This window comes from Rhizobium sp. WSM409, from assembly GCF_057653825.1.
On sequence record NZ_CM172794.1, the window covers coordinates 1,772,996 to 1,790,939 of the forward strand.

The window sequence follows — 17,944 nt, forward strand, 5'->3', positions numbered from 1 at the left end:
ATGACCAAGACCGTTCTTTGCTATGGTGACTCGCTGACCTGGGGTTATGACGCCGAAACGATCGGCCGTCATGATTACAAGAATCGCTGGCCGAGCGTGCTTCAGGCAGCGCTCGGCAGTGAGGCCCGCGTCATTGCCGAAGGCCTGAACGGTCGCACCACCGCTTTCGACGACCACCTCGCCGATTGTGACCGCAACGGTGCGCGCATCTTGCCGACGATCCTGCAGACGCATGCGCCGCTCGACCTCGTCGTCCTTCTGCTCGGCACCAATGACATGAAGCCGGTCGTGGCAGGCTCGGCCTTTGCCGCATGCCAGGGCATCAGCCGGCTCGTGCGGCTGATCCGCAATCATGCCTGGCCCTTCGAATTCGATGGGCCGGAGATCCTGATCGTGGCGCCACCGGCGATCCGCGCGACGGGCAATGTGCCCTTCGCCGCGTCGTTTCCCGGCGGCATCGAGGAATCGGCAAAACTTGCAACGCTTTATCGTGATCTTGCCGACGAACTCGGTTGTGGCTTCTTCGACGGCAATTCTGTCGCCAAGACCACACCGATCGATGGCATTCACCTCGATGCGGAGAATACGCGTGCGCTCGGTCGCGGGCTGGAATCGATCGTGCGGATGATGCTGGGGATCTGACCATGACCTCCTTCATCGCCCTCCGGCAGGCCTCACGGCGGGATGCCTCGGAGCTGGCGATTCTGGCGGATATCGCATCGCGCGGTTTTGCCTCCTGGCTCTGGGTTGCCGGTGTGGAAAACGGCGTGAGCGACACGCCGCTGGAGCGGGGCCGGCTGAAGATGAGCGAGGAGGAAGCTGTCGGCAGCTGGCGGGATGCCGTCATTGCAGAGGCCTATGGCGAGGTCGCTGGTGTGGCGATCGGCCATGCGCTGGGTGAGGGGATAGGCGATATCGAGGCGACGATTCCGGCGACCGCACCGATGCTCGCCTTGCAGAAAACGGTGGTCGGAAGCTGGTTCATCGGCAGTCTCGGCGTCTATCGCCACCTGCGCGGCATCGGCATCGGACGCAGGCTGCTGGACGATCAGATCGAAAGGGCCGATCGGCGGCCCGTCAGTCTCATTACCGCAAGTGATAACGAAGCGGCTTTGTCGCTTTATGGAAGAAACGGATTCCTGGAGGCTGCGCGCGCCGATGCCGTGCCGCTCTTCGAAAACAGCAAAAGACATGCGTGGGTGCTCATGACCCGCAGCGCAGCGTAACAAAGGCAGGAAACACATGGCTGAATCCTACGACGTCATCATCATCGGCTCGGGTCCCGGCGGCTATGTCGCCGCCATCCGCGCCAGCCAGCTCGGCCTGAAGACCGCGATCGTCGAGCGCGAGCATATGGGCGGCATCTGCCTGAACTGGGGCTGCATTCCGACCAAGGCGCTGTTGCGCTCGGCCGAGGTGCTCGATCACGCCAATCACTTCAAGGATTTCGGCCTCGTTCTCGAAGGCACGGTCAAGCCGGATGCCAAGGCCGTCGTCGGCCGCTCGCGGGCCGTCTCCGCCCGCCTGAATGCTGGCGTCGGCTTCCTGATGAAGAAGAACAAGATCGACATCATCTGGGGCGAGGCAAAGATCACGAAGCCGGGAGAGGTCGTCGTCGGCAAGTCGTCGAAGGCCGTCGTCGAGCCGCAGCATCCGCTGCCGAAGAACGTCAAGAGCGGCGAGGGCACCTATACCGCCAAGCACATCATCATCGCCACCGGTGCCCGTCCGCGCGCGCTGCCCGGCATCGAGCCGGATGGCAAGCTGATCTGGACCTATTTTGAGGCGCTGAAGCCGGATGTTCTGCCGAAGTCGCTGATCGTCATGGGCTCGGGAGCTATCGGCATCGAATTCGCCAGCTTCTACCGCTCGATGGGCGTCGACGTCACCGTCGTCGAAGTCATGCCGACCATCATGCCTGTCGAGGATGCCGAGATCACGGCGATCGCCCGCAAGCAGCTTGAAAAGCGCGGCCTCAAGATCTTCACCAGCGCCAAGGTCTCGAAGGTCGACAAGGCCGCCAACAGCGTTACCGCCCATGTCGAGACGGCCGATGGCAAGGTGCAGCAGATCACCGCCGACCGACTGATTTCGGCCGTCGGTGTTCAGGGCAATATCGAAAACCTCGGTCTCGAGGCGCTCGGCGTCAAGACCGACCGCGGCTGCGTCGTCATCGACGGTTACGGCAAGACCAATATCGCCGGCATCTATGCGATCGGCGATGTCGCCGGCCCGCCGATGCTGGCGCACAAGGCAGAGCATGAAGGCGTCGTCTGCGTCGAAAAGATCGCCGGCCTGCCGAACGTTCATCCGACCGACAAGGGCAAGGTCCCGGGCTGCACCTATTGCAATCCGCAGGTCGCCTCCGTTGGCATCACCGAGCCCAAAGCCAAAGAACAGGGCCGCGACATCCGCGTCGGCCGCTTCTCGTTCGCAGCGAACGGCAAGGCGATCGCGCTTGGCGAAGACCAGGGCATGGTGAAGGTGATCTTCGACAAGAAGACCGGTGAGCTGCTCGGCGCCCACATGGTCGGCGCCGAAGTCACCGAGCTCATTCAGGGCTTCGTCGTCGCGATGAACCTCGAAACGACCGAGGAAGAGCTGATGCACACGATCTTCCCGCATCCGACCGTGTCGGAATCGATGAAGGAAGCGGTGCTCGATGCCTACGGCCGTGTCCTGAACGCTTGATAATTTCCAAGGCTGCCCTTTATGTCGGGGTGGCAACGCCATCCCCAAGGGGTGGCAAAGCCATCCCACCGGGGTGGAAAAAACGAAAGGAAATCATCATGTCTATGGAGACGCAGGCGTTGCTGGTATTTTTGCTGATCGGCCTGGTCGCAGGCTTCCTCGCAAGCCTGGTCGTCGGTGGCGGCGGGTTGATAAGATGCCTGCTGAGCGGCATTATCGGCGCCTTCGTCGGCGGTTATCTGTTCAGCGCGCTCGGCATTTCGCTGGGCATTGAAAACGCGCTGGTGGTGCAGATCATCCACGCCACCGTCGGCGCCATCATCGTGGTTCTGATCGCCAGGGCGGTGGCTTGAGGCGTAACTGAGGGCCAACTTGAGGGTAGGGGCAGGCATGGAAAGCGTCGGTTGGATTTCGGCAATCATCATCGGTGGACTTGCGGGCTGGCTCGCCGGCAAGCTGATGGAAGCGCGATACGGGATTTTTCTGAACATTGTGCTCGGCATCGTCGGTTCGGTCGTCGCAAGCGCCGTCCTTGCGCAGTTCCATGTCGAGGTGGTCGGCGGACGGCTCGGTTACTTCGTGACGGGTTTCCTTGGCGCCTGCCTGTTGATATTCCTTGCGCGGCTGGTGCGGCGCTAGATCCGAATGAGATTTGCCGCATAGGGGCGATAGAAAGCTGAAACTGCAATGGTGACGATCCTCGATACGATCAATCCCGACGCCAAGCGCGTGCGGCATCCGGAGAAGGCGCATCGGCCTGATACGGAAGTCATGCGCAAGCCGGACTGGATTCGCGTCAAGGCGCCGACCTCCAAGGGTTATGCCGAGACGCGCGCGATCGTGAAGGAGCACAAGCTCGTCACCGTCTGCGAGGAGGCCGGCTGCCCGAATATCGGCGAGTGCTGGGACAAGAAGCACGCGACGTTCATGATCATGGGCGAGATCTGTACCCGCGCCTGCGCCTTCTGCAACGTCGCCACCGGCAAGCCGAATGCGCTCGACATGGCCGAGCCGGAGAATGTCGCCAAGGCGGTCAAGGAGATGGGCCTATCCCACGTCGTTATCACCTCGGTCGACCGTGACGACCTGGAGGACGGCGGCGCCGAACACTTCGAAAAGGTGATCTGGGCAATCCGTGCGGCCTCGCCGATGACGACGATCGAGATCCTGACGCCCGACTTCCTGAAGAAGCCGGGTGCGCTGGAACGCGTCGTCGCCGCCAAGCCCGACGTCTTCAACCACAATATGGAAACGGTGCCTGGCAACTATCTGACGGTTCGCCCTGGCGCCCGCTACTTCCATTCCGTCCGCCTGCTGCAGCGGGTGAAGGAACTCGACCCCACCATGTTCACCAAATCGGGCATCATGGTCGGTCTTGGCGAAGAGCGAAACGAAGTCCTCCAGCTGATGGACGATCTGCGCACAGCCGATGTCGACTTCCTGACGATCGGCCAGTACCTGCAGCCGACACGCAAGCACCACAAGGTCGAAAGCTTCGTCACGCCCGACGAGTTCAAGTCTTATGAGACCGTCGCCTACAGCAAGGGCTTCCTGATGGTCGCCTCCAGCCCGCTGACCCGCTCTTCCCACCATGCCGGCGACGATTTTGCCCGGCTGAGAGCGGCGCGCGAAAAGAAGCTGCTGATCGCCGCCGAGTAAGCGCCGGCACTTGCTTTTTGATTGAACCGCGGCGATTTTCGCCGCGGTTTTTCTTTGGGCTGTCGATGATGAACATCACCTCCGGATTGAAATCGCCGCTGATCGAAGCCAATCGTATCCTGGTGATCGGCTGCCCCGGCAGCGGCAAAAGCACGCTCGCAAAGCGGCTTTCGCGAGCGCTCGACCTTGACTACATCTCCATGGACCGTGACTTCTACTGGCAACCGGGCTGGAGAAAGAGACCGCGCGACGAGATCGACCGCCGGATCGCCAAGGCGGTGGCGGAACAGCGCTGGATCATGGATGGAACCGGTCTCAGCTCCTTCCATCTTCGCCTGCCGCGCGCCGACGCCGTCATCTGGCTTCGGCTGCCCAGATATGCATGCCTGTACGGCGCGGTCTCGAGAACATTCCGTTATTTTGGGCGCAACCGTCCCGAACTGCCTGCCGGCTGCCCCGAACGCCTCTCGCTGGACGCGCTTGGCTATATCTGGAATTTCGAGCGCGACGCCGCGCCTTTGATCGAGGCAGCACTTCAGCATCACGGGCTTGCAAATTCCACCGTCATCATGAGATCGCGTAAAGCAACTAACCGGTTCGCCGCTCTTAGCGCTTGAGTCGCGCCGGCGAAACGCACGTCTGGCTCGAGGGAGTTGCATGATGGATAAGAGAGTAGACTTGCCGCCGCATCAGCAGATCACCGATCTCGAACAGGCTGCGGAGCATATTCGCACAGCCCGCCGCATCCTCGTCATGGGTTGCTCGGGCGGCGGCAAATCCACGCTATCGCTGAAGATCGCCAAGCGCTTCGGGCTTTCCTACATTTCGCTCGATCGCGACGTATTTTGGCTTCCCGGCTGGGTGGTGCGCGACAGGGCCGAGCAGAGAAATATCATCGTCAGCCGGATCCTCGAAGAACGTTGGATTCTGGACGGCACGAACCCGTCTTCCCTAGACATTCGGCTGCCGCGCACCGATTTCGTCGTCTGGGTCCGCATGCCACGGCTTCTCTGTATCTGGGGCGCAATCAGCCGGTGGGCGAGATGGATCGGCCGCACTCGCCCCGAAATGGCGCCGGGCTGTATCGAGAAGGTCGATCCGGAATTCCTCCGCTTCATCTGGACCTTCGAGGAGAAATTCGCGCCGCGCCTCGTCGCGGGCATCGCCGAGCACGGCCCCGACGTGCCGGTTCTTCAGCTAAAATCCCGCCGCCAGATGCGCGAGCTTCTTGATCTTCTCGGCCGGCCCGATTAATTGCCGCTTATGCCGCAATTCGAAACTCACCGTCCCGTCCCGCACACGCCCGAGCAGATGTTCGATCTCGTCGCCGATGTCGAGCGCTATCCGGAATTCCTGCCGCTCTGCGAAGCCCTCGCCATCAGGAGCCGCAAGGAGCGCGACGGTAAGATCCTGCTCGTTGCCGACATGACGGTCGGCTACAAGGCGATCCGCGAGACCTTCACGACACAGGTGCTGCTGAACCGCGCCGAGCACGTCATCGAGGTCAAATATATCGATGGCCCGTTCAAATATCTCGACAATCGCTGGCATTTCGCCGAGACGCCATCCGGCGGCTGCACCGTCGATTTCTTCATCGATTACGAGTTCAAGAGCCGCATCCTGGGCGCGTTGATGGGCTCGATGTTCGACCGCGCCTTCCGCATGTTCACCGAAGCCTTCGAGACCCGCGCAAACAGGATCTACACGCCGGCCCGATGAGCGAACCGGCGTCAGGCCGCATAGAGCGAGCGCACCATCTCCAGCGCCGTCCTGATCGTCGCCAGCCGGACCTCGCTGCGACCGATATCGCCGTAGAGCATTTTCCGATGGATGAGCGCGCCGGCGCGCGATTTGGCGGCGAGATACACCAGGCCGACCGGCTTTTCCGCCGATCCGCCGCCGGGACCGGCAATGCCGGTGACGGCAACGGCGATCTCGGCGCGCGAGCGGAAGAGGGCGCCATGCACCATCTGTCGCGCCGTTTCCTCGGAGACCGCCCCGAAGCGCAGCAGGGTTTCCGGCTGCACGCCGAGCATCTCGATCTTCGCGCTATTCGTATAGGTGACGAAGCCGCGGTCGACGACGGCGGACGAGCCTGAAATCTCCGTCAGCGCCCCGGCGACCAACCCGCCGGTGCAGGATTCGGCGGTCGAGACCATCAGCCCTGCGGCCGTGAAGTCACGGATGATCGTCTCCGCCGCCGAAAGGATATCGTCGGGAAAAAGGCTCATCATTTCCTCCCGCGATAGACGACTGTGGCAGTCGCGATCGCCGCAATGCCTTCGCGCCGGCCGACGAAGCCGATCGTCTCGTTGGTCGTCGCCTTGACCGAGCAACGCTCGATATCGATGCCGAGATAATCCGACATTTTTGCCCGCATGGCGTCGCGATGCGGCCCGACCTTCGGCGCCTCGGCGATCAGCGAGACGTCGGCATTCATGATCGTGCCGCCGCGCTCGCGCACGATTGCGGCGGCATGCTCGATGAAGATCCGCGAAGGCGCCCCCTTCCATTGCGGGTCGGATGGCGGGAAATGATCGCCGATATCGCCGGCGCCGCAGGTGGCAAGCAGCGCGTCGGTCAGCGCATGCAGCGCAACGTCGGCATCCGAGTGTCCTTTCAGCTTCTGGTCATGTGGAATGAACACGCCGCAGAGCGTCACGCCATCACCCGCGACGAGCTGGTGCACGTCGTAGCCGTTGCCGGTGCGCACGTCCGGAAGCAGCGAAGACGAGAGCTTGTCGTCGGCCATGGCGATATCGTCCTTAACCGTCAGCTTGACGTTGTCGGCCGTGCCCTCGACGATCGTCACCGGAATGCCCAGCCATTCGGCGATCGAGGCATCGTCGGTGAAATCGCTTCGTCCGCTTGCCGCCGCCTTCTCATGTGCCTCGAGGATCGTTTCGAAGGCGAAGGATTGCGGCGTCTGCGCCGCGTAGAGATGCTCGCGTGAAACCGTCGTCAGCACGGTGCCCGCGCTGTCGGCGCGTTTCAGCGTATCGGTGACCGGGATCGCCGGCAGGACCGCCTGCGCGCCGGCATTAAGGCTCTCGGCAATGCGGTCCAGGAGATCATGGTCGAAGAACGGCCGCACGGCATCATGGATCAGCACATGGCTGATTTGCTTGTCCTTGAGATATCTGAGGCCGGCAAGCACGGATTGCTGCCTGGTCGCACCCCCATGCACCGTTTCGATCGGCGTTGCCGAGATGATATGGCGGAAGGCTCTCGCAAACAGCGCCTCGTCATCGGGATGAATGACGACGACGATCTCAGTTGCCGCTTCCCATGTCATGAAGTTTTCAAGCGTATGCACGATAACCGGCTTGCCGCCGATCATGCGATACTGCTTGGGGCCTTCCTTGGATGATCCTGCGCGCTCGCCGCGGCCGGCGGCCACTATGACAATTCCAGCCGATATCGGTTGCTTAGAAGGCATTTGCAGCATAAATCCCCTAAATTATGCGGAATTGACCCGAGTGCTCTACCGTCTTGCTTTGGCCTTTTCCAGCATCTGCCCGAAAAATATCAATTCCCGTCCCAGCCCCCTTGGCAAGCCAGGGAATAGTGGCTAAAAATAATGCAGTTCTATTGTGTGCCCGAAAGATAATCATTTGATTTCCAAGGACCTCGCAACGCCTTTCCAAATCGGACCCGTGTCCGTGCGGAACCGCGTTGTACTGGCGCCGATGTCCGGCGTCACGGATATGCCCTTCCGCGAGCTTGCCTGGCGTTTCGGCGCCGGCCTCGTCGTCACCGAGATGGTGGCGAGCCGCGAACTGGTCAACGACACGGCCGAATCCTGGTCGCGGCTCAGCGCTGCGGGCTTCCGGCCGCATATGGTGCAGCTTGCCGGGCGCGAGGCGCACTGGATGGCGGAGGCGGCCAAGATCGCCGCCGATCACGGCGCCGATATCATCGATATCAACATGGGTTGCCCGGCTAAGAAAGTGATCGGCGGTTATTCCGGCTCGGCGCTGATGCGCGATCCCGATCACGCGCTCGGCCTCATCGAGGCGACGGTCAAGGCCGTCGACATTCCGGTGACGCTGAAGATGCGCCTTGGCTGGGATGAGAATTCGATCAACGCGCATGATATCGCCCGCCGCGCCGAGGCGGCGGGCATCCAGCTTGTGACCATTCATGGGCGCACCCGCATGCAATTCTATGAAGGCCGCGCCGATTGGGATGCGATCCGCGCCGTCCGCGAGGTGATCTCCATTCCGCTGATCGCCAATGGCGATGTCGAAACCGCAGGCGACGCGCAGGAAATATTGCGCCGCTCCGGCGCCGATGCCGTGATGATCGGCAGGGGCTGCCAGGGTAGGCCGTGGCATGCCGGTGTCATATCGGGAGCGCCCGAGCCGCTACCGCAGGAGATCGCCGAGATTGCCGTCGAGCATTACCGGATGATGCTGGATTTCTATGGCGAGGCGGTGGCAATCCGCCACGCCCGCAAGCACCTTGGCTGGTATCTCCAGCGTTTCGCGCCTGATTTGTCAGGCGCTGAAAAGGCGGAGATCATGACCTCGCGCGACCCGCACGAGGTGGCCGCGCGCCTTTACGATGCGCTTGCGGCCAGTGTTGTCGACAGCCGGGAGGCGGCATGATGAAGGATATGACATCTCCGTCCGATCACGCCGGCGGGACCGTCGCCATGGCCGTGCTGAACGCCATCCAGAACCCCGTCATCATGGTCGACGAATCCGGCTTCGTCGTTTTCGCCAATTGGGAGGCGGAGGCCTTCTTCGGCGCCAGCGCCTCGCATCTGGCGCGTTACCGGATTTCGACTTTCATTCCTTTCGGCAGCCCGCTGCTTGCCCTGATCGACCAGGTGCGCGAGCGCAAGGCGCCGGTCAACGAATATCGCGTCGACCTGAGTTCGCCCCGCCTCGGCCAGGACAAGCTCGTCGATCTCTACGTCGCCCCGGTGCTCAGCGAGCCCGGCGCCGTCGTCATCGTCTTTCAGGAACGCTCGATGGCCGACAAGATCGACCGGCAGCTGACGCATCGCGCCGCCGCCCGCTCGGTGACCGGCCTTGCCTCGATGCTGGCGCACGAGATCAAGAACCCGCTCTCCGGCATCCGCGGCGCCGCCCAGCTGCTCGAACAATCTGCGGACGACGACGATCGGGCGCTGACCCGGCTGATCTGCGACGAGACCGATCGCATCGTTTCGCTGGTCGACCGGATGGAAGTCTTTTCCGACGAACGCCCTGTCGACCGCATGCCGGTCAATATCCATTCCGTGCTTGATCATGTGAAGGCGGTCGCCAAGGCGGGTTTTGCCCGCAACATTCGCGTCACCGAGAGTTACGACCCCTCGCTGCCGGCCGTCTATGCCAATCGCGACCAGCTCGTCCAGGTCTTCCTCAATCTGGTGAAAAACGCCGCCGAAGCGGTCGGCGATCGGTCGGACGGCGAAATCATGCTGACGACGGCCTATCGCCCTGGCATCCGTCTTTCGGTCGCCGGCACGCGTGAAAAGATCTCGCTGCCGCTGGAATTCTGCGTCCATGACAACGGCCCCGGCGTCCCCCTCGATCTGTTGCCGCATCTCTTCGATCCCTTCATCACCACCAAGCCGAACGGCAGCGGCCTCGGCCTGGCGCTGGTCGCCAAGATCATCGGCGATCACGGCGGCATCATTGAATGCGACAGCCAGAACAGCCGCACGACATTCCGCGTTCTCATGCCGGCGTCGAAGGACGCCTCGCTTGAAGACGCCTCTATAGCAAGCTCGACAGGACCTTCTCGATGACAGCCACGATCCTCGTTGCAGATGATGATGCGGCCATCCGGACCGTGCTCAACCAGGCTTTGAGCCGCGCCGGTTATGACGTCCGTATCACCTCCAACGCCGCTACCCTCTGGCGCTGGATTTCGGCAGGTGAGGGCGATCTGGTCGTCACCGATGTGGTGATGCCCGACGAAAACGCCTTTGATCTGCTGCCGCGCATCAAGAAGGCGCGGCCCGACCTGCCGGTCCTCGTCATGAGCGCCCAGAACACCTTCATGACCGCCATCAAGGCCTCGGAGAAGGGCGCTTACGATTATCTGCCGAAGCCCTTCGACCTCACCGAGCTGATCGGCATCATCGGCCGGGCGCTCTCCGAGCCGAAGCGCAAGCCCGCCAAACTCGAAGACGACATGCAGGACGGCATGCCGCTCGTCGGCCGCTCGGCGGCGATGCAGGAAATCTATCGCGTGCTCGCCCGACTGATGCAGACGGACCTGACGCTGATGATCACCGGCGAATCCGGCACCGGCAAGGAACTCGTCGCCCGCGCGCTGCATGATTACGGCAAGCGCCGCAACGGCCCGTTCGTCGCAATCAACATGGCGGCGATCCCGCGTGACCTGATCGAATCCGAACTCTTCGGCCATGAGAAGGGCGCCTTCACCGGCGCGCAGACGCGCTCGACCGGCCGCTTCGAGCAGGCCGAAGGCGGCACGCTCTTCCTCGACGAGATCGGCGATATGCCGATGGACGCCCAGACGCGGCTCTTACGCGTCCTGCAGCAGGGCGAATATACCACCGTCGGCGGCCGCACGCCGATCCGCACCGATGTGCGCATCGTTGCCGCCACCAACAAGGACCTGAAGCAGGCGATCAACCAGGGCCTTTTCCGCGAAGATCTCTATTACCGCCTCAATGTCGTGCCGCTGCGCCTGCCGCCGCTGCGAGACCGCGCCGAGGACATTCCCGATCTGGTGCGCCATTTCATCCAGCAGGCGGAAAAGGAAGGTCTTGGCTCCAAGCGTTTCGATCAGGAAGCCCTGGAATTGATGAAGGCCTATGCCTGGCCGGGCAACGTCCGCGAGCTGGAAAACCTCATCCGCCGTCTGATGGCGCTCTATCCGCAGGATGTGATCACTCGCGAGATCATCGACGCGGAACTGCGTTCCGACGTGCCCGACAGCCCGATCGACAAGGGGCCGATGCGCAGCGGCTCGATGACGATTGCGCAAGCCGTCGAAGAGAACATGCGCAGCTACTTCGCAGGCTTCGGGGACAATCTGCCGCCGCCCGGCCTCTATGATCGCGTGCTGACCGAAATGGAATATCCGCTGATCCTCGCCGCCCTGACGGCGACGCGCGGCAACCAGATCAAGGCCGCCGATCTTCTCGGTCTCAACCGCAACACTCTGCGCAAGAAGATCAGGGAACTTGGCGTCTCGGTCTACAGGAGTTCCCGCACCGCCTGAAGCTGCTCCGGGGTGCGATGAAAAGAAGGCGGCGGGCCCTCATGTTGCCCACCGCCCACCCCTCCCGGCGTCCGCCGCCACGGTCGGGAGGAGAGGTGAGCCTATCTGAGCCAGGCCACGGTTTATATCCAAGCAGACAAACAAAGATGCGGTGTCATTCGACAGTCACATAAGCATTTGTGAAGATTGTTTTGCCGACAGGCAAATGTCATTGAAGTTGCTGCGATCATCGTCGCCGTGCCTGTGGATAAGCTGTGGATATCCGGTGGACGACATGATCAATCAGCGGTCGATAATGTCGCAGATTCCAATCGCATGTTGCCTATCCGTTCCGAATCTCGTCATTCTGCCGTTGCTGCTGTCGACCTCCGCCGCAAACGTCGTCGATCGCATGCCACGGGCGCTCCGGCTGATGTCGTGGAGCGCCCTTTTTCTTTACGGTCAGGGGCTGACGGGAACTGCGACATCGTGTTTGGTCAACTTGGCGCACTGAGCCTCGCATATCGTTGCGGATGCCATAGATTACGCCAATCGGTCGTCGATCAATCGGGCGACGCCGACCCCGGTGACAGGCCGGCACGTATTCATAATTTGCGGGAGTTGCATGATGGAATATCGACGTTTGGGAAAGTCGGGCCTGCAGGTGAGCGAGTTCGCCTTCGGCTCATGGGTGACGTTCGGTAAGCAGGTCAATGGAGGCGACGCCGTCGACCTCATGAAGCTTGCCTATGACAACGGGGTGAACTTCTTCGACAATGCCGAAGGATACGAGAGCGGCAAGTCCGAGATCGTGATGGGCGAGGCGCTCAGCAGGCTCGGCTGGAGCCGCGACAGCTTCGTCGTCTCCAGCAAGGTCTTCTGGGGAGGCCAGAAGCCGACGCAGCGCGGCCTGTCGCGCAAGCATGTGACCGACGCCTGCCACGCAGCGCTTAAGCGGCTTCAGGTCGATTACCTCGACCTCTACTTCTGCCACCGCCCGGATATCGACACGCCGATCGAGGAAACGGTCCGGGCGATGCACGACCTCGTCGCCCAGGGCAAGGTGCTCTATTGGGGCACGTCGGAATGGTCCGCGCAGCAATTGACGGAAGCCTATGCCGTCGCCCGGGACTTGCGCATCACGCCGCCGACCATGGAACAGCCGCAGTACAACATCTTCGAACGCCAGAAGGTCGAATCCGACTACCTGCCGCTCTACGATCTGATCGGCCTTGGCACCACGATCTGGTCGCCGCTCGCCTCAGGCGTCCTGACCGGCAAGTACAACAACGGTGTCCCTGCCGACAGCCGTATGAACCTGCCGGGCTACGAATGGCTGAAGGAAAAGTGGTCCAGTGATGCCGGCCTTGCCCAGCTCAAACAAGTTGGCGAGCTCGCAAAGCTCGCGGACGAGATCGGCATATCGATCACCCATCTCGCCCTTTTGTGGTGCCTCGCCAACCGCAACGTCTCGACCGTCATTCTTGGAGCCTCGCGCGCCGGCCAGCTGCAGGACAATCTCGCGGCCCTCTCACACAGACACAAGATGACGTCTGACGTGCTGGAGCGGATCGACACGATCGTCGGAAACAAGCCCGAAGGACCACGTCGCTTCTAGAGAAAACAAACCTCTCGACGGGCCAGATCAACGCCCGTCGAGAGACGTCGCTGGCCAATCGTTCCAGCACGATGGCGCGTGAGAGGGCCTGCGTATCCGTGACTAGGTTGGATCGGCTGTAACGAGCTTTTTGCAACAGTGACATGCTAGGGAGGCGGGATGCATTTTCTTGAAGTTTTCGCGATCGGAAGTCTTATAGCCGCTGGAATTTTTCACGTCTGCATGCTCTTCGCCTTCGAGCACCTGACCAGTAAGATCAACAAATATGGGCCGAACTTGGTAACGAAAAGGGGAAGGGCGCTCCCCGAAATTGATCAGAACAGCCAAGTGATTCCACGGGAATTGAAGAGTCAATTCGTGCTTTACAGGCAGTGTTGGATCGTTTTCATGGTCGTGTTTATGATGCCTGTGGCGGTTTACTTGATCAGTAAGGCAAAATGAAACGCTCTAAGTTTCGTATCCTTGCGTGGCTGTTATTTTTCTGCGCCATCAGTCAGGGGAAAATCGAGGCGAATTTGACAGGGATCAGTCTTTTCGCAAGACCTGATAGCTTTGCCAGTATGTATCTGAGAATAAACGCTTTCGATGAATCCTTCACTCGCTGCCGGATCGCCATGGACCTTGCAAGTGCGATCGGTGATGCCAGTTGCAGAAGGTCTCTACGACTCATCAACGAGTTCTCTGACCTGGTCGGTATGGGTGTAATACGCGATGACGACGAGAAGACGCTCAAACGGGTCTTAGATTTTCTGATCCAATACAGGGATCATAGTAAATGAGCCTGCAGTCTAGTTTTCAACACGACGGAAAGGCTGACGGCACACAGCATGGCAAACGGCAGGCGATTTGCCCAGCCTACAGCGTCTGCTCGTCAGTGTATCATCCGGCAACCGCGACGCCGCGACTGCGAAAGCATGGCCGACGAGACAAGGTTAACACGGCTTGACAATGTGACGAGACGCGTTGCATTTTCGCCACAATGCGTTGCTTAAAGGTCACGCAAGGGTTTTGGACATTCGCTCCCGATCGAGTCGTTGCAGCGCTGGCTTTCTAAAGCCGGCGTTGCTTGGTTTTCGATCGGATGGCGAGGGCGGCAGGTGTCGTCTGAAGAGAGGCCGAATGACGCAGGATGGGGTATCGCCGGCGGCGGCGGGCGAGACGGTGACGACAGTGACCGACCGCCGCGCCCTTTTTGCCGTGCCCGGCCTGGTGCTCGCCGGCGGCGCGCTTCTCTGCGCCACAGCGACGCTTTTCGTGCTGCTCGGCCTGACGCCGATCGCCCCGACGTCGCATGTCGTCATCACCTCGGTGATCGTCAATTCCTTCTTTGTCCTGACGCTGCTCGCCTTGATCGGCCGCGAGGTGGCAAGGCTGCTGAAAGCCCGCACCCGCGGCCGTGCGGCAGCCCGCCTGCACATCCGCATCGTCGTGCTCTTTTCGATCGTCGCGATTACGCCGGCGATCCTCGTCGCCATCTTCGCCAGTATCACGCTGAATGCCGGCCTCGACCGCTGGTTTGCCCTGCGCACCCAGTCGATCGTCAGCTCGTCGCGCAACATCGGCCAAGCCTACATGATGGAGAATGCCAGCTACCTGCAGGGGCAGACGGTCTCCATGGCCAACGATCTGGAGCGCAACCGCGCGCTCTACACCCTCGACAGGACCGGCTTTGCCGACCTGATGACCCGCCAGGCGAGGGGCCGCGGCCTGCTCGGCGCCTTCCTCGTCGAGCGCGACGGCTCGGTGATCGTCCAAGCCGATATCGCCACCGAAAAGCCGCTGCCGGCCATTCCGCAGGACGCATTGGAAAAGGCGGCTGCCGGCCAGCCGACGCTGATCCCGCCCGGCGTTACCAATCTCGTCGGCGCCATCATCAAGCTCGACGCCATCCAGGGCACCTTCCTCTATACGGTGCGCGCCGTCGATCCCAAGGTCATGGGCGCCATGCGCATGATGGAGGAGAACGCCACCGAATACCGCTCGATGGAGGCCAACCGCTTCTCGCTGCAGGTCGCCTTCGCCGTGCTCTATATCGGCTTCGCGCTCATCGTGCTGCTGGCGGCGATCTGGACCGCGATCGCCGTCGCCGACCGCATCGTCCGGCCGATCCGCCTGCTGATCACGGCGGCCGACAGCGTTGCATCGGGCAATATGGATATCGTCGTGCCGGTGCATGCCGTCGACGGCGACGTCGCCAATCTCTCTCGCACCTTCAACAAGATGATCTCCGAAATTCGCACCCAGCGCGACGAGATCCTTGAGGCCAAGGACGAGGTCGACGACCGCCGCCGCTTCATCGAAGCGGTGCTGTCGGGCGTCACCGCCGCCGTCATCGGCGTCGAGCAGGATCGCCGCATCGCCATCGTCAACAGTTCGGCCGAGACGCTGATGTCGTTGTCGGCCGACGAAATGCTCGGAAAGCAGCTGGTCGACATCGCGCCGGAGGTCGATCACGTGCTGACGGAGGCTGCGGTGCGTTATCGCGGCGATTTCCGCAAGCAGATCGCGCTGGTGCGCGGCGGCACGGTGAGGACGCTGAGCGTGCAGGTCACCCGCGAGGAAGTGCGCGACATGAGCGAATCCTACGTGATCACGCTCGACGACATCACCGATCTCGTCATCGCCCAGCGCTCGACCGCCTGGGGCGACGTGGCCAGGCGCATCGCTCATGAGATCAAGAACCCGCTGACGCCGATCCAGCTGTCCGCCGAGCGCATCCAGCGCCGTTACGGCAAGCAGATCGACCCGGATGACCGGACCGTCTTCGACCAGTGCACGGATACGATCATCCGCCAGGTCGGCGACATCGGCCGCATGGTCGACGAATTCTCCGCCTTTGCTCGCATGCCGAAACCCACCAAGGAGCCGAGCGATCTGCGCAATATCCTGCGCGACGCGATCTTCCTGCGCGAGATGGGCAACCATCACGTCACCTTCGGGCAGGATTTCGGCGACCAGCCGCTGGAAGGCCTGTTCGACAGCCGCATGCTCGGCCAGGCCTTCGGAAATCTCATCAAGAATGCCGTTGAATCGATCGAGGCCGTTCCTGGCGACGAACGGGACGAACGCAAGGTTCTCGTCCGCGCCGCCCTCGATACCGGCCGCGACCGCTTCACCGTCGACGTGATCGACAATGGCCGCGGCCTGCCGGTGGAGAACCGCCACAGCATTCTGGAACCCTATATGACGATGCGCGAGAAGGGCACCGGCCTCGGCCTCGCCATCGTCAAGAAGATCATCGAGGAACATGGCGGGCAGCTCGAGCTGCATGATGCGCCCGCCGATTTTGACCGGGGAAGAGGGGCCATGATCCGCGTGCATCTGCCACGCCTGGATCCGACGCCTGCTGCCCCCGCAGCCAATGACAAGGAAAGCGTTTATGGCCTCTGATATTCTCGTCGTCGACGATGAGCACGATATTCGCGAGATCGTTTCCGGCATTCTCTCCGACGAAGGGCACGAGACGCGCACGGCCCATGACAGCGACAGCGCACTGGCGGCGATTTCCGATCGCGTGCCGCGGCTGATCTTCCTCGATATCTGGATGCAGGGCAGCAAGCTCGATGGTCTCTCACTGCTCGACGAGATCAGGACTCGCCATCCGGAACTGCCCGTCGTGATGATATCAGGCCATGGCAACATCGAGACCGCCGTCTCGGCGATCAAGCGCGGCGCCTTCGATTTCATCGAAAAGCCCTTCAAGGCCGACCGGCTGATCCTGATCGCCGAACGCGCGCTGGAGAATTCCAAGCTGAAGCGCGAGGTCTCGGATCTGAAGCGCCGCACCGGCGATGCGCTGGAGCTGATCGGCACCTCGGTTGCCGTCTCGCAGTTGCGCCAGACGATCGAGAAGGTTGCGCCGACCAACAGCCGCATCATGATCCTCGGCGCGTCGGGCTCCGGCAAGGAGCTGGTGGCGCGGATGATCCACAAGAAGTCGGCCCGCGCCAACGGCCCCTTCGTTGCGATCAACGCCGCCAACATCACGCCCGAGCGCATGGAAGTGGCGCTGTTCGGCACCGAGGGCACGCCCGGCCAGGCGCGCAAGATCGGCGCGCTCGAAGAAGCCCATCGCGGCATCCTCTATCTCGACGAGGTCGGCGAGATGCCGCGCGAGACGCAGAACAAGATTCTCCGCGTCCTGGTCGATCAGCAGTTCGAGCGGGTCGGCGGCTCCAAGCGCGTCAAGGTCGATGTCCGCATCATCTCCTCGACCGCATACAATCTCGAGAGCCGCATCGCCGAGGGATGGTTCCGCGAGGATCTCTATCATCGCCTTGCCGTCGTGCCGGTGCGTGTGCCCGCGCTTGCCGAACGGCGCGAGGACATTCCCTTCCTCGTCGATCAACTGATGCGCCAGATATCGGAGCAGGCCGGCATCCGTCCGCGCCGTATCGGCGACGACGCCATGGCGGTGCTGCAGGCGCATGACTGGCCCGGCAACATCCGCCAGCTGCGCAACAATATCGAGCGGCTGATGATCCTTGCCCGCACCGACGGCCCGGATGCGCCGATCACCGCCGACATGCTGCCGACCGATCTCGGCGACATGCTGCCGAAGGTGTCCGCCAAGAACGACTATCACATCATGACGCTGCCGCTGCGCGAAGCCCGCGAGATGTTCGAGAAGGATTACCTGATCGCCCAGATCAACCGCTTCGGCGGCAACATCTCGCGCACCGCGGAATTTGTCGGCATGGAGCGTTCGGCGCTCCACCGCAAGCTGAAGTCGCTCGGCGTCTAAGTGTATCCGGCGCGGCCGACCCCGCGCCGCGTCCCATATTGCTT

General features: G+C 61.9%; 19 protein-coding genes. 17 read left to right on the forward strand and 2 right to left on the reverse strand.

Features of this window, described 5'->3' with window-relative positions:
• The 9 genes from AC25BC_RS08980 to AC25BC_RS09020 all read left to right on the forward strand — a co-directional run bounded on the left by AC25BC_RS08980 (position 1) and on the right by AC25BC_RS09020 (position 6,069).
• Entirely contained in the window at positions 1 to 642 is a 642-nt protein-coding gene (locus tag AC25BC_RS08980; RefSeq protein ID WP_012757330.1) for an SGNH/GDSL hydrolase family protein, read from the forward strand.
• Between the two features lie 2 nt (positions 643 to 644).
• Positions 645 to 1,226 carry a GNAT family N-acetyltransferase gene (locus tag AC25BC_RS08985; protein WP_012757331.1) on the forward strand — a complete coding sequence of 194 codons (582 nt, stop codon included), beginning with the start codon at positions 645 to 647 and terminating at the stop codon, positions 1,224 to 1,226.
• Positions 1,227 to 1,242: 16 nt separating this feature from the next.
• Positions 1,243 to 2,691 (forward strand): dihydrolipoyl dehydrogenase, encoded by a 1,449-nt coding sequence (lpdA, locus tag AC25BC_RS08990; protein ID WP_012757332.1) that lies wholly within the window; start codon positions 1,243 to 1,245, stop codon positions 2,689 to 2,691.
• Between the two features lie 98 nt (positions 2,692 to 2,789).
• Entirely contained in the window at positions 2,790 to 3,044 is a 255-nt protein-coding gene (locus tag AC25BC_RS08995; protein WP_003539329.1) for a GlsB/YeaQ/YmgE family stress response membrane protein, read from the forward strand.
• A gap of 37 nt (positions 3,045 to 3,081) precedes the next feature.
• Positions 3,082 to 3,330, forward strand: coding sequence for a GlsB/YeaQ/YmgE family stress response membrane protein (locus AC25BC_RS09000; protein ID WP_012757333.1), 249 nt, complete (start codon positions 3,082 to 3,084; stop codon positions 3,328 to 3,330).
• A gap of 48 nt (positions 3,331 to 3,378) precedes the next feature.
• On the forward strand, positions 3,379 to 4,350 hold the full coding sequence (gene lipA, locus AC25BC_RS09005; protein ID WP_012757334.1) for a lipoyl synthase: 972 nt from the start codon (positions 3,379 to 3,381) through the stop codon (positions 4,348 to 4,350).
• 68 nt (positions 4,351 to 4,418) lie between these two features.
• On the forward strand, positions 4,419 to 4,967 hold the full coding sequence (locus AC25BC_RS09010; protein ID WP_128439392.1) for an AAA family ATPase: 549 nt from the start codon (positions 4,419 to 4,421) through the stop codon (positions 4,965 to 4,967).
• A 40-nt stretch (positions 4,968 to 5,007) separates the two neighbouring features.
• Positions 5,008 to 5,604 (forward strand): P-loop NTPase family protein, encoded by a 597-nt coding sequence (locus AC25BC_RS09015; RefSeq protein ID WP_128439370.1) that lies wholly within the window; start codon positions 5,008 to 5,010, stop codon positions 5,602 to 5,604.
• A 9-nt stretch (positions 5,605 to 5,613) separates the two neighbouring features.
• Positions 5,614 to 6,069: a type II toxin-antitoxin system RatA family toxin gene (locus tag AC25BC_RS09020; RefSeq protein ID WP_017993995.1), complete on the forward strand. Its 456-nt coding sequence runs from the start codon at positions 5,614 to 5,616 to the stop codon at positions 6,067 to 6,069.
• Between the two features lie 11 nt (positions 6,070 to 6,080).
• Here AC25BC_RS09020 and AC25BC_RS09025 read toward each other — a convergent pair whose 3' ends face one another.
• Both AC25BC_RS09025 and AC25BC_RS09030 read right to left on the reverse strand, forming a co-directional pair.
• On the reverse strand, positions 6,081 to 6,584 hold the full coding sequence (locus AC25BC_RS09025) for a CinA family protein (RefSeq protein ID WP_206642391.1): 504 nt from the start codon (positions 6,582 to 6,584) through the stop codon (positions 6,081 to 6,083).
• Entirely contained in the window at positions 6,581 to 7,798 is a 1,218-nt protein-coding gene (locus AC25BC_RS09030) for a bifunctional 2-C-methyl-D-erythritol 4-phosphate cytidylyltransferase/2-C-methyl-D-erythritol 2,4-cyclodiphosphate synthase (RefSeq protein ID WP_128439372.1), read from the reverse strand. The genes AC25BC_RS09025 and AC25BC_RS09030 overlap by 4 nt, the downstream gene beginning before the upstream one ends.
• Positions 7,799 to 7,943: 145 nt before the next feature.
• Here AC25BC_RS09030 and dusB point away from each other — a divergent pair, with 145 nt between their 5' ends.
• The 8 genes from dusB to ntrX all read left to right on the forward strand — a co-directional run bounded on the left by dusB (position 7,944) and on the right by ntrX (position 17,900).
• Positions 7,944 to 8,960 (forward strand): tRNA dihydrouridine synthase DusB, encoded by a 1,017-nt coding sequence (gene dusB / locus AC25BC_RS09035; RefSeq protein ID WP_206642392.1) that lies wholly within the window; start codon positions 7,944 to 7,946, stop codon positions 8,958 to 8,960.
• A complete protein-coding gene (locus AC25BC_RS09040) occupies positions 8,957 to 10,111 on the forward strand; it encodes a two-component system sensor histidine kinase NtrB (protein ID WP_128439374.1) in 1,155 nt (384 codons plus the stop codon). Before dusB ends, AC25BC_RS09040 begins: the two co-directional genes overlap by 4 nt.
• Positions 10,108 to 11,559: a nitrogen regulation protein NR(I) gene (gene ntrC / locus AC25BC_RS09045; RefSeq protein ID WP_012757342.1), complete on the forward strand. Its 1,452-nt coding sequence runs from the start codon at positions 10,108 to 10,110 to the stop codon at positions 11,557 to 11,559. Before AC25BC_RS09040 ends, ntrC begins: the two co-directional genes overlap by 4 nt.
• A 607-nt stretch (positions 11,560 to 12,166) precedes the next feature.
• On the forward strand, positions 12,167 to 13,156 hold the full coding sequence (locus AC25BC_RS09050; protein ID WP_012757343.1) for a potassium channel beta subunit family protein: 990 nt from the start codon (positions 12,167 to 12,169) through the stop codon (positions 13,154 to 13,156).
• Positions 13,157 to 13,315: 159 nt separating this feature from the next.
• On the forward strand, positions 13,316 to 13,597 hold the full coding sequence (locus AC25BC_RS09055) for a hypothetical protein (RefSeq protein ID WP_012757344.1): 282 nt from the start codon (positions 13,316 to 13,318) through the stop codon (positions 13,595 to 13,597).
• The gene (locus AC25BC_RS09060; RefSeq protein ID WP_012757345.1) at positions 13,594 to 13,935 is read left to right on the forward strand and encodes a hypothetical protein; all 342 of its coding nucleotides are present in this window, start codon (positions 13,594 to 13,596) and stop codon (positions 13,933 to 13,935) included. Before AC25BC_RS09055 ends, AC25BC_RS09060 begins: the two co-directional genes overlap by 4 nt.
• Before the next feature lie 340 nt (positions 13,936 to 14,275).
• Positions 14,276 to 16,546, forward strand: a complete 2,271-nt coding sequence (locus AC25BC_RS09065) for a sensor histidine kinase NtrY-like (RefSeq protein ID WP_012757346.1) — start codon at positions 14,276 to 14,278, stop codon at positions 16,544 to 16,546.
• The gene (ntrX, locus tag AC25BC_RS09070; RefSeq protein ID WP_003559163.1) at positions 16,536 to 17,900 is read left to right on the forward strand and encodes a nitrogen assimilation response regulator NtrX; all 1,365 of its coding nucleotides are present in this window, start codon (positions 16,536 to 16,538) and stop codon (positions 17,898 to 17,900) included. Before AC25BC_RS09065 ends, ntrX begins: the two co-directional genes overlap by 11 nt.
• Positions 17,901 to 17,944: the final 44 nt, after the last annotated feature.

Excerpts from the sequence above, each read along its gene's own strand:
- AC25BC_RS09000 (WP_012757333.1), top strand. The coding sequence starts at position 3,082 with ATGGAAAGCGTCGGTTGGATTTCGGCAATCATCATCGGTGGACTTGCG.
- ntrX (WP_003559163.1), top strand. The coding sequence starts at position 16,536 with ATGGCCTCTGATATTCTCGTCGTCGACGATGAGCACGATATTCGCGAG.
- AC25BC_RS09020 (WP_017993995.1), top strand. The coding sequence starts at position 5,614 with ATGCCGCAATTCGAAACTCACCGTCCCGTCCCGCACACGCCCGAGCAG.
- AC25BC_RS09030 (WP_128439372.1), bottom strand. The coding sequence starts at position 7,798 with ATGCTGCAAATGCCTTCTAAGCAACCGATATCGGCTGGAATTGTCATA.
- AC25BC_RS08995 (WP_003539329.1), top strand. The coding sequence starts at position 2,790 with ATGTCTATGGAGACGCAGGCGTTGCTGGTATTTTTGCTGATCGGCCTG.
- AC25BC_RS09040 (WP_128439374.1), top strand. The coding sequence starts at position 8,957 with ATGATGAAGGATATGACATCTCCGTCCGATCACGCCGGCGGGACCGTC.
- lpdA (WP_012757332.1), top strand. The coding sequence starts at position 1,243 with ATGGCTGAATCCTACGACGTCATCATCATCGGCTCGGGTCCCGGCGGC.
- AC25BC_RS09065 (WP_012757346.1), top strand. The coding sequence starts at position 14,276 with ATGACGCAGGATGGGGTATCGCCGGCGGCGGCGGGCGAGACGGTGACG.
- AC25BC_RS09010 (WP_128439392.1), top strand. The coding sequence starts at position 4,419 with ATGAACATCACCTCCGGATTGAAATCGCCGCTGATCGAAGCCAATCGT.
- AC25BC_RS09055 (WP_012757344.1), top strand. The coding sequence starts at position 13,316 with ATGCATTTTCTTGAAGTTTTCGCGATCGGAAGTCTTATAGCCGCTGGA.
- AC25BC_RS08980 (WP_012757330.1), top strand. The coding sequence starts at position 1 with ATGACCAAGACCGTTCTTTGCTATGGTGACTCGCTGACCTGGGGTTAT.
- AC25BC_RS09050 (WP_012757343.1), top strand. The coding sequence starts at position 12,167 with ATGGAATATCGACGTTTGGGAAAGTCGGGCCTGCAGGTGAGCGAGTTC.
- ntrC (WP_012757342.1), top strand. The coding sequence starts at position 10,108 with ATGACAGCCACGATCCTCGTTGCAGATGATGATGCGGCCATCCGGACC.
- AC25BC_RS09060 (WP_012757345.1), top strand. The coding sequence starts at position 13,594 with ATGAAACGCTCTAAGTTTCGTATCCTTGCGTGGCTGTTATTTTTCTGC.
- AC25BC_RS09025 (WP_206642391.1), bottom strand. The coding sequence starts at position 6,584 with ATGATGAGCCTTTTTCCCGACGATATCCTTTCGGCGGCGGAGACGATC.
- AC25BC_RS08985 (WP_012757331.1), top strand. The coding sequence starts at position 645 with ATGACCTCCTTCATCGCCCTCCGGCAGGCCTCACGGCGGGATGCCTCG.
- AC25BC_RS09015 (WP_128439370.1), top strand. The coding sequence starts at position 5,008 with ATGATGGATAAGAGAGTAGACTTGCCGCCGCATCAGCAGATCACCGAT.
- lipA (WP_012757334.1), top strand. The coding sequence starts at position 3,379 with ATGGTGACGATCCTCGATACGATCAATCCCGACGCCAAGCGCGTGCGG.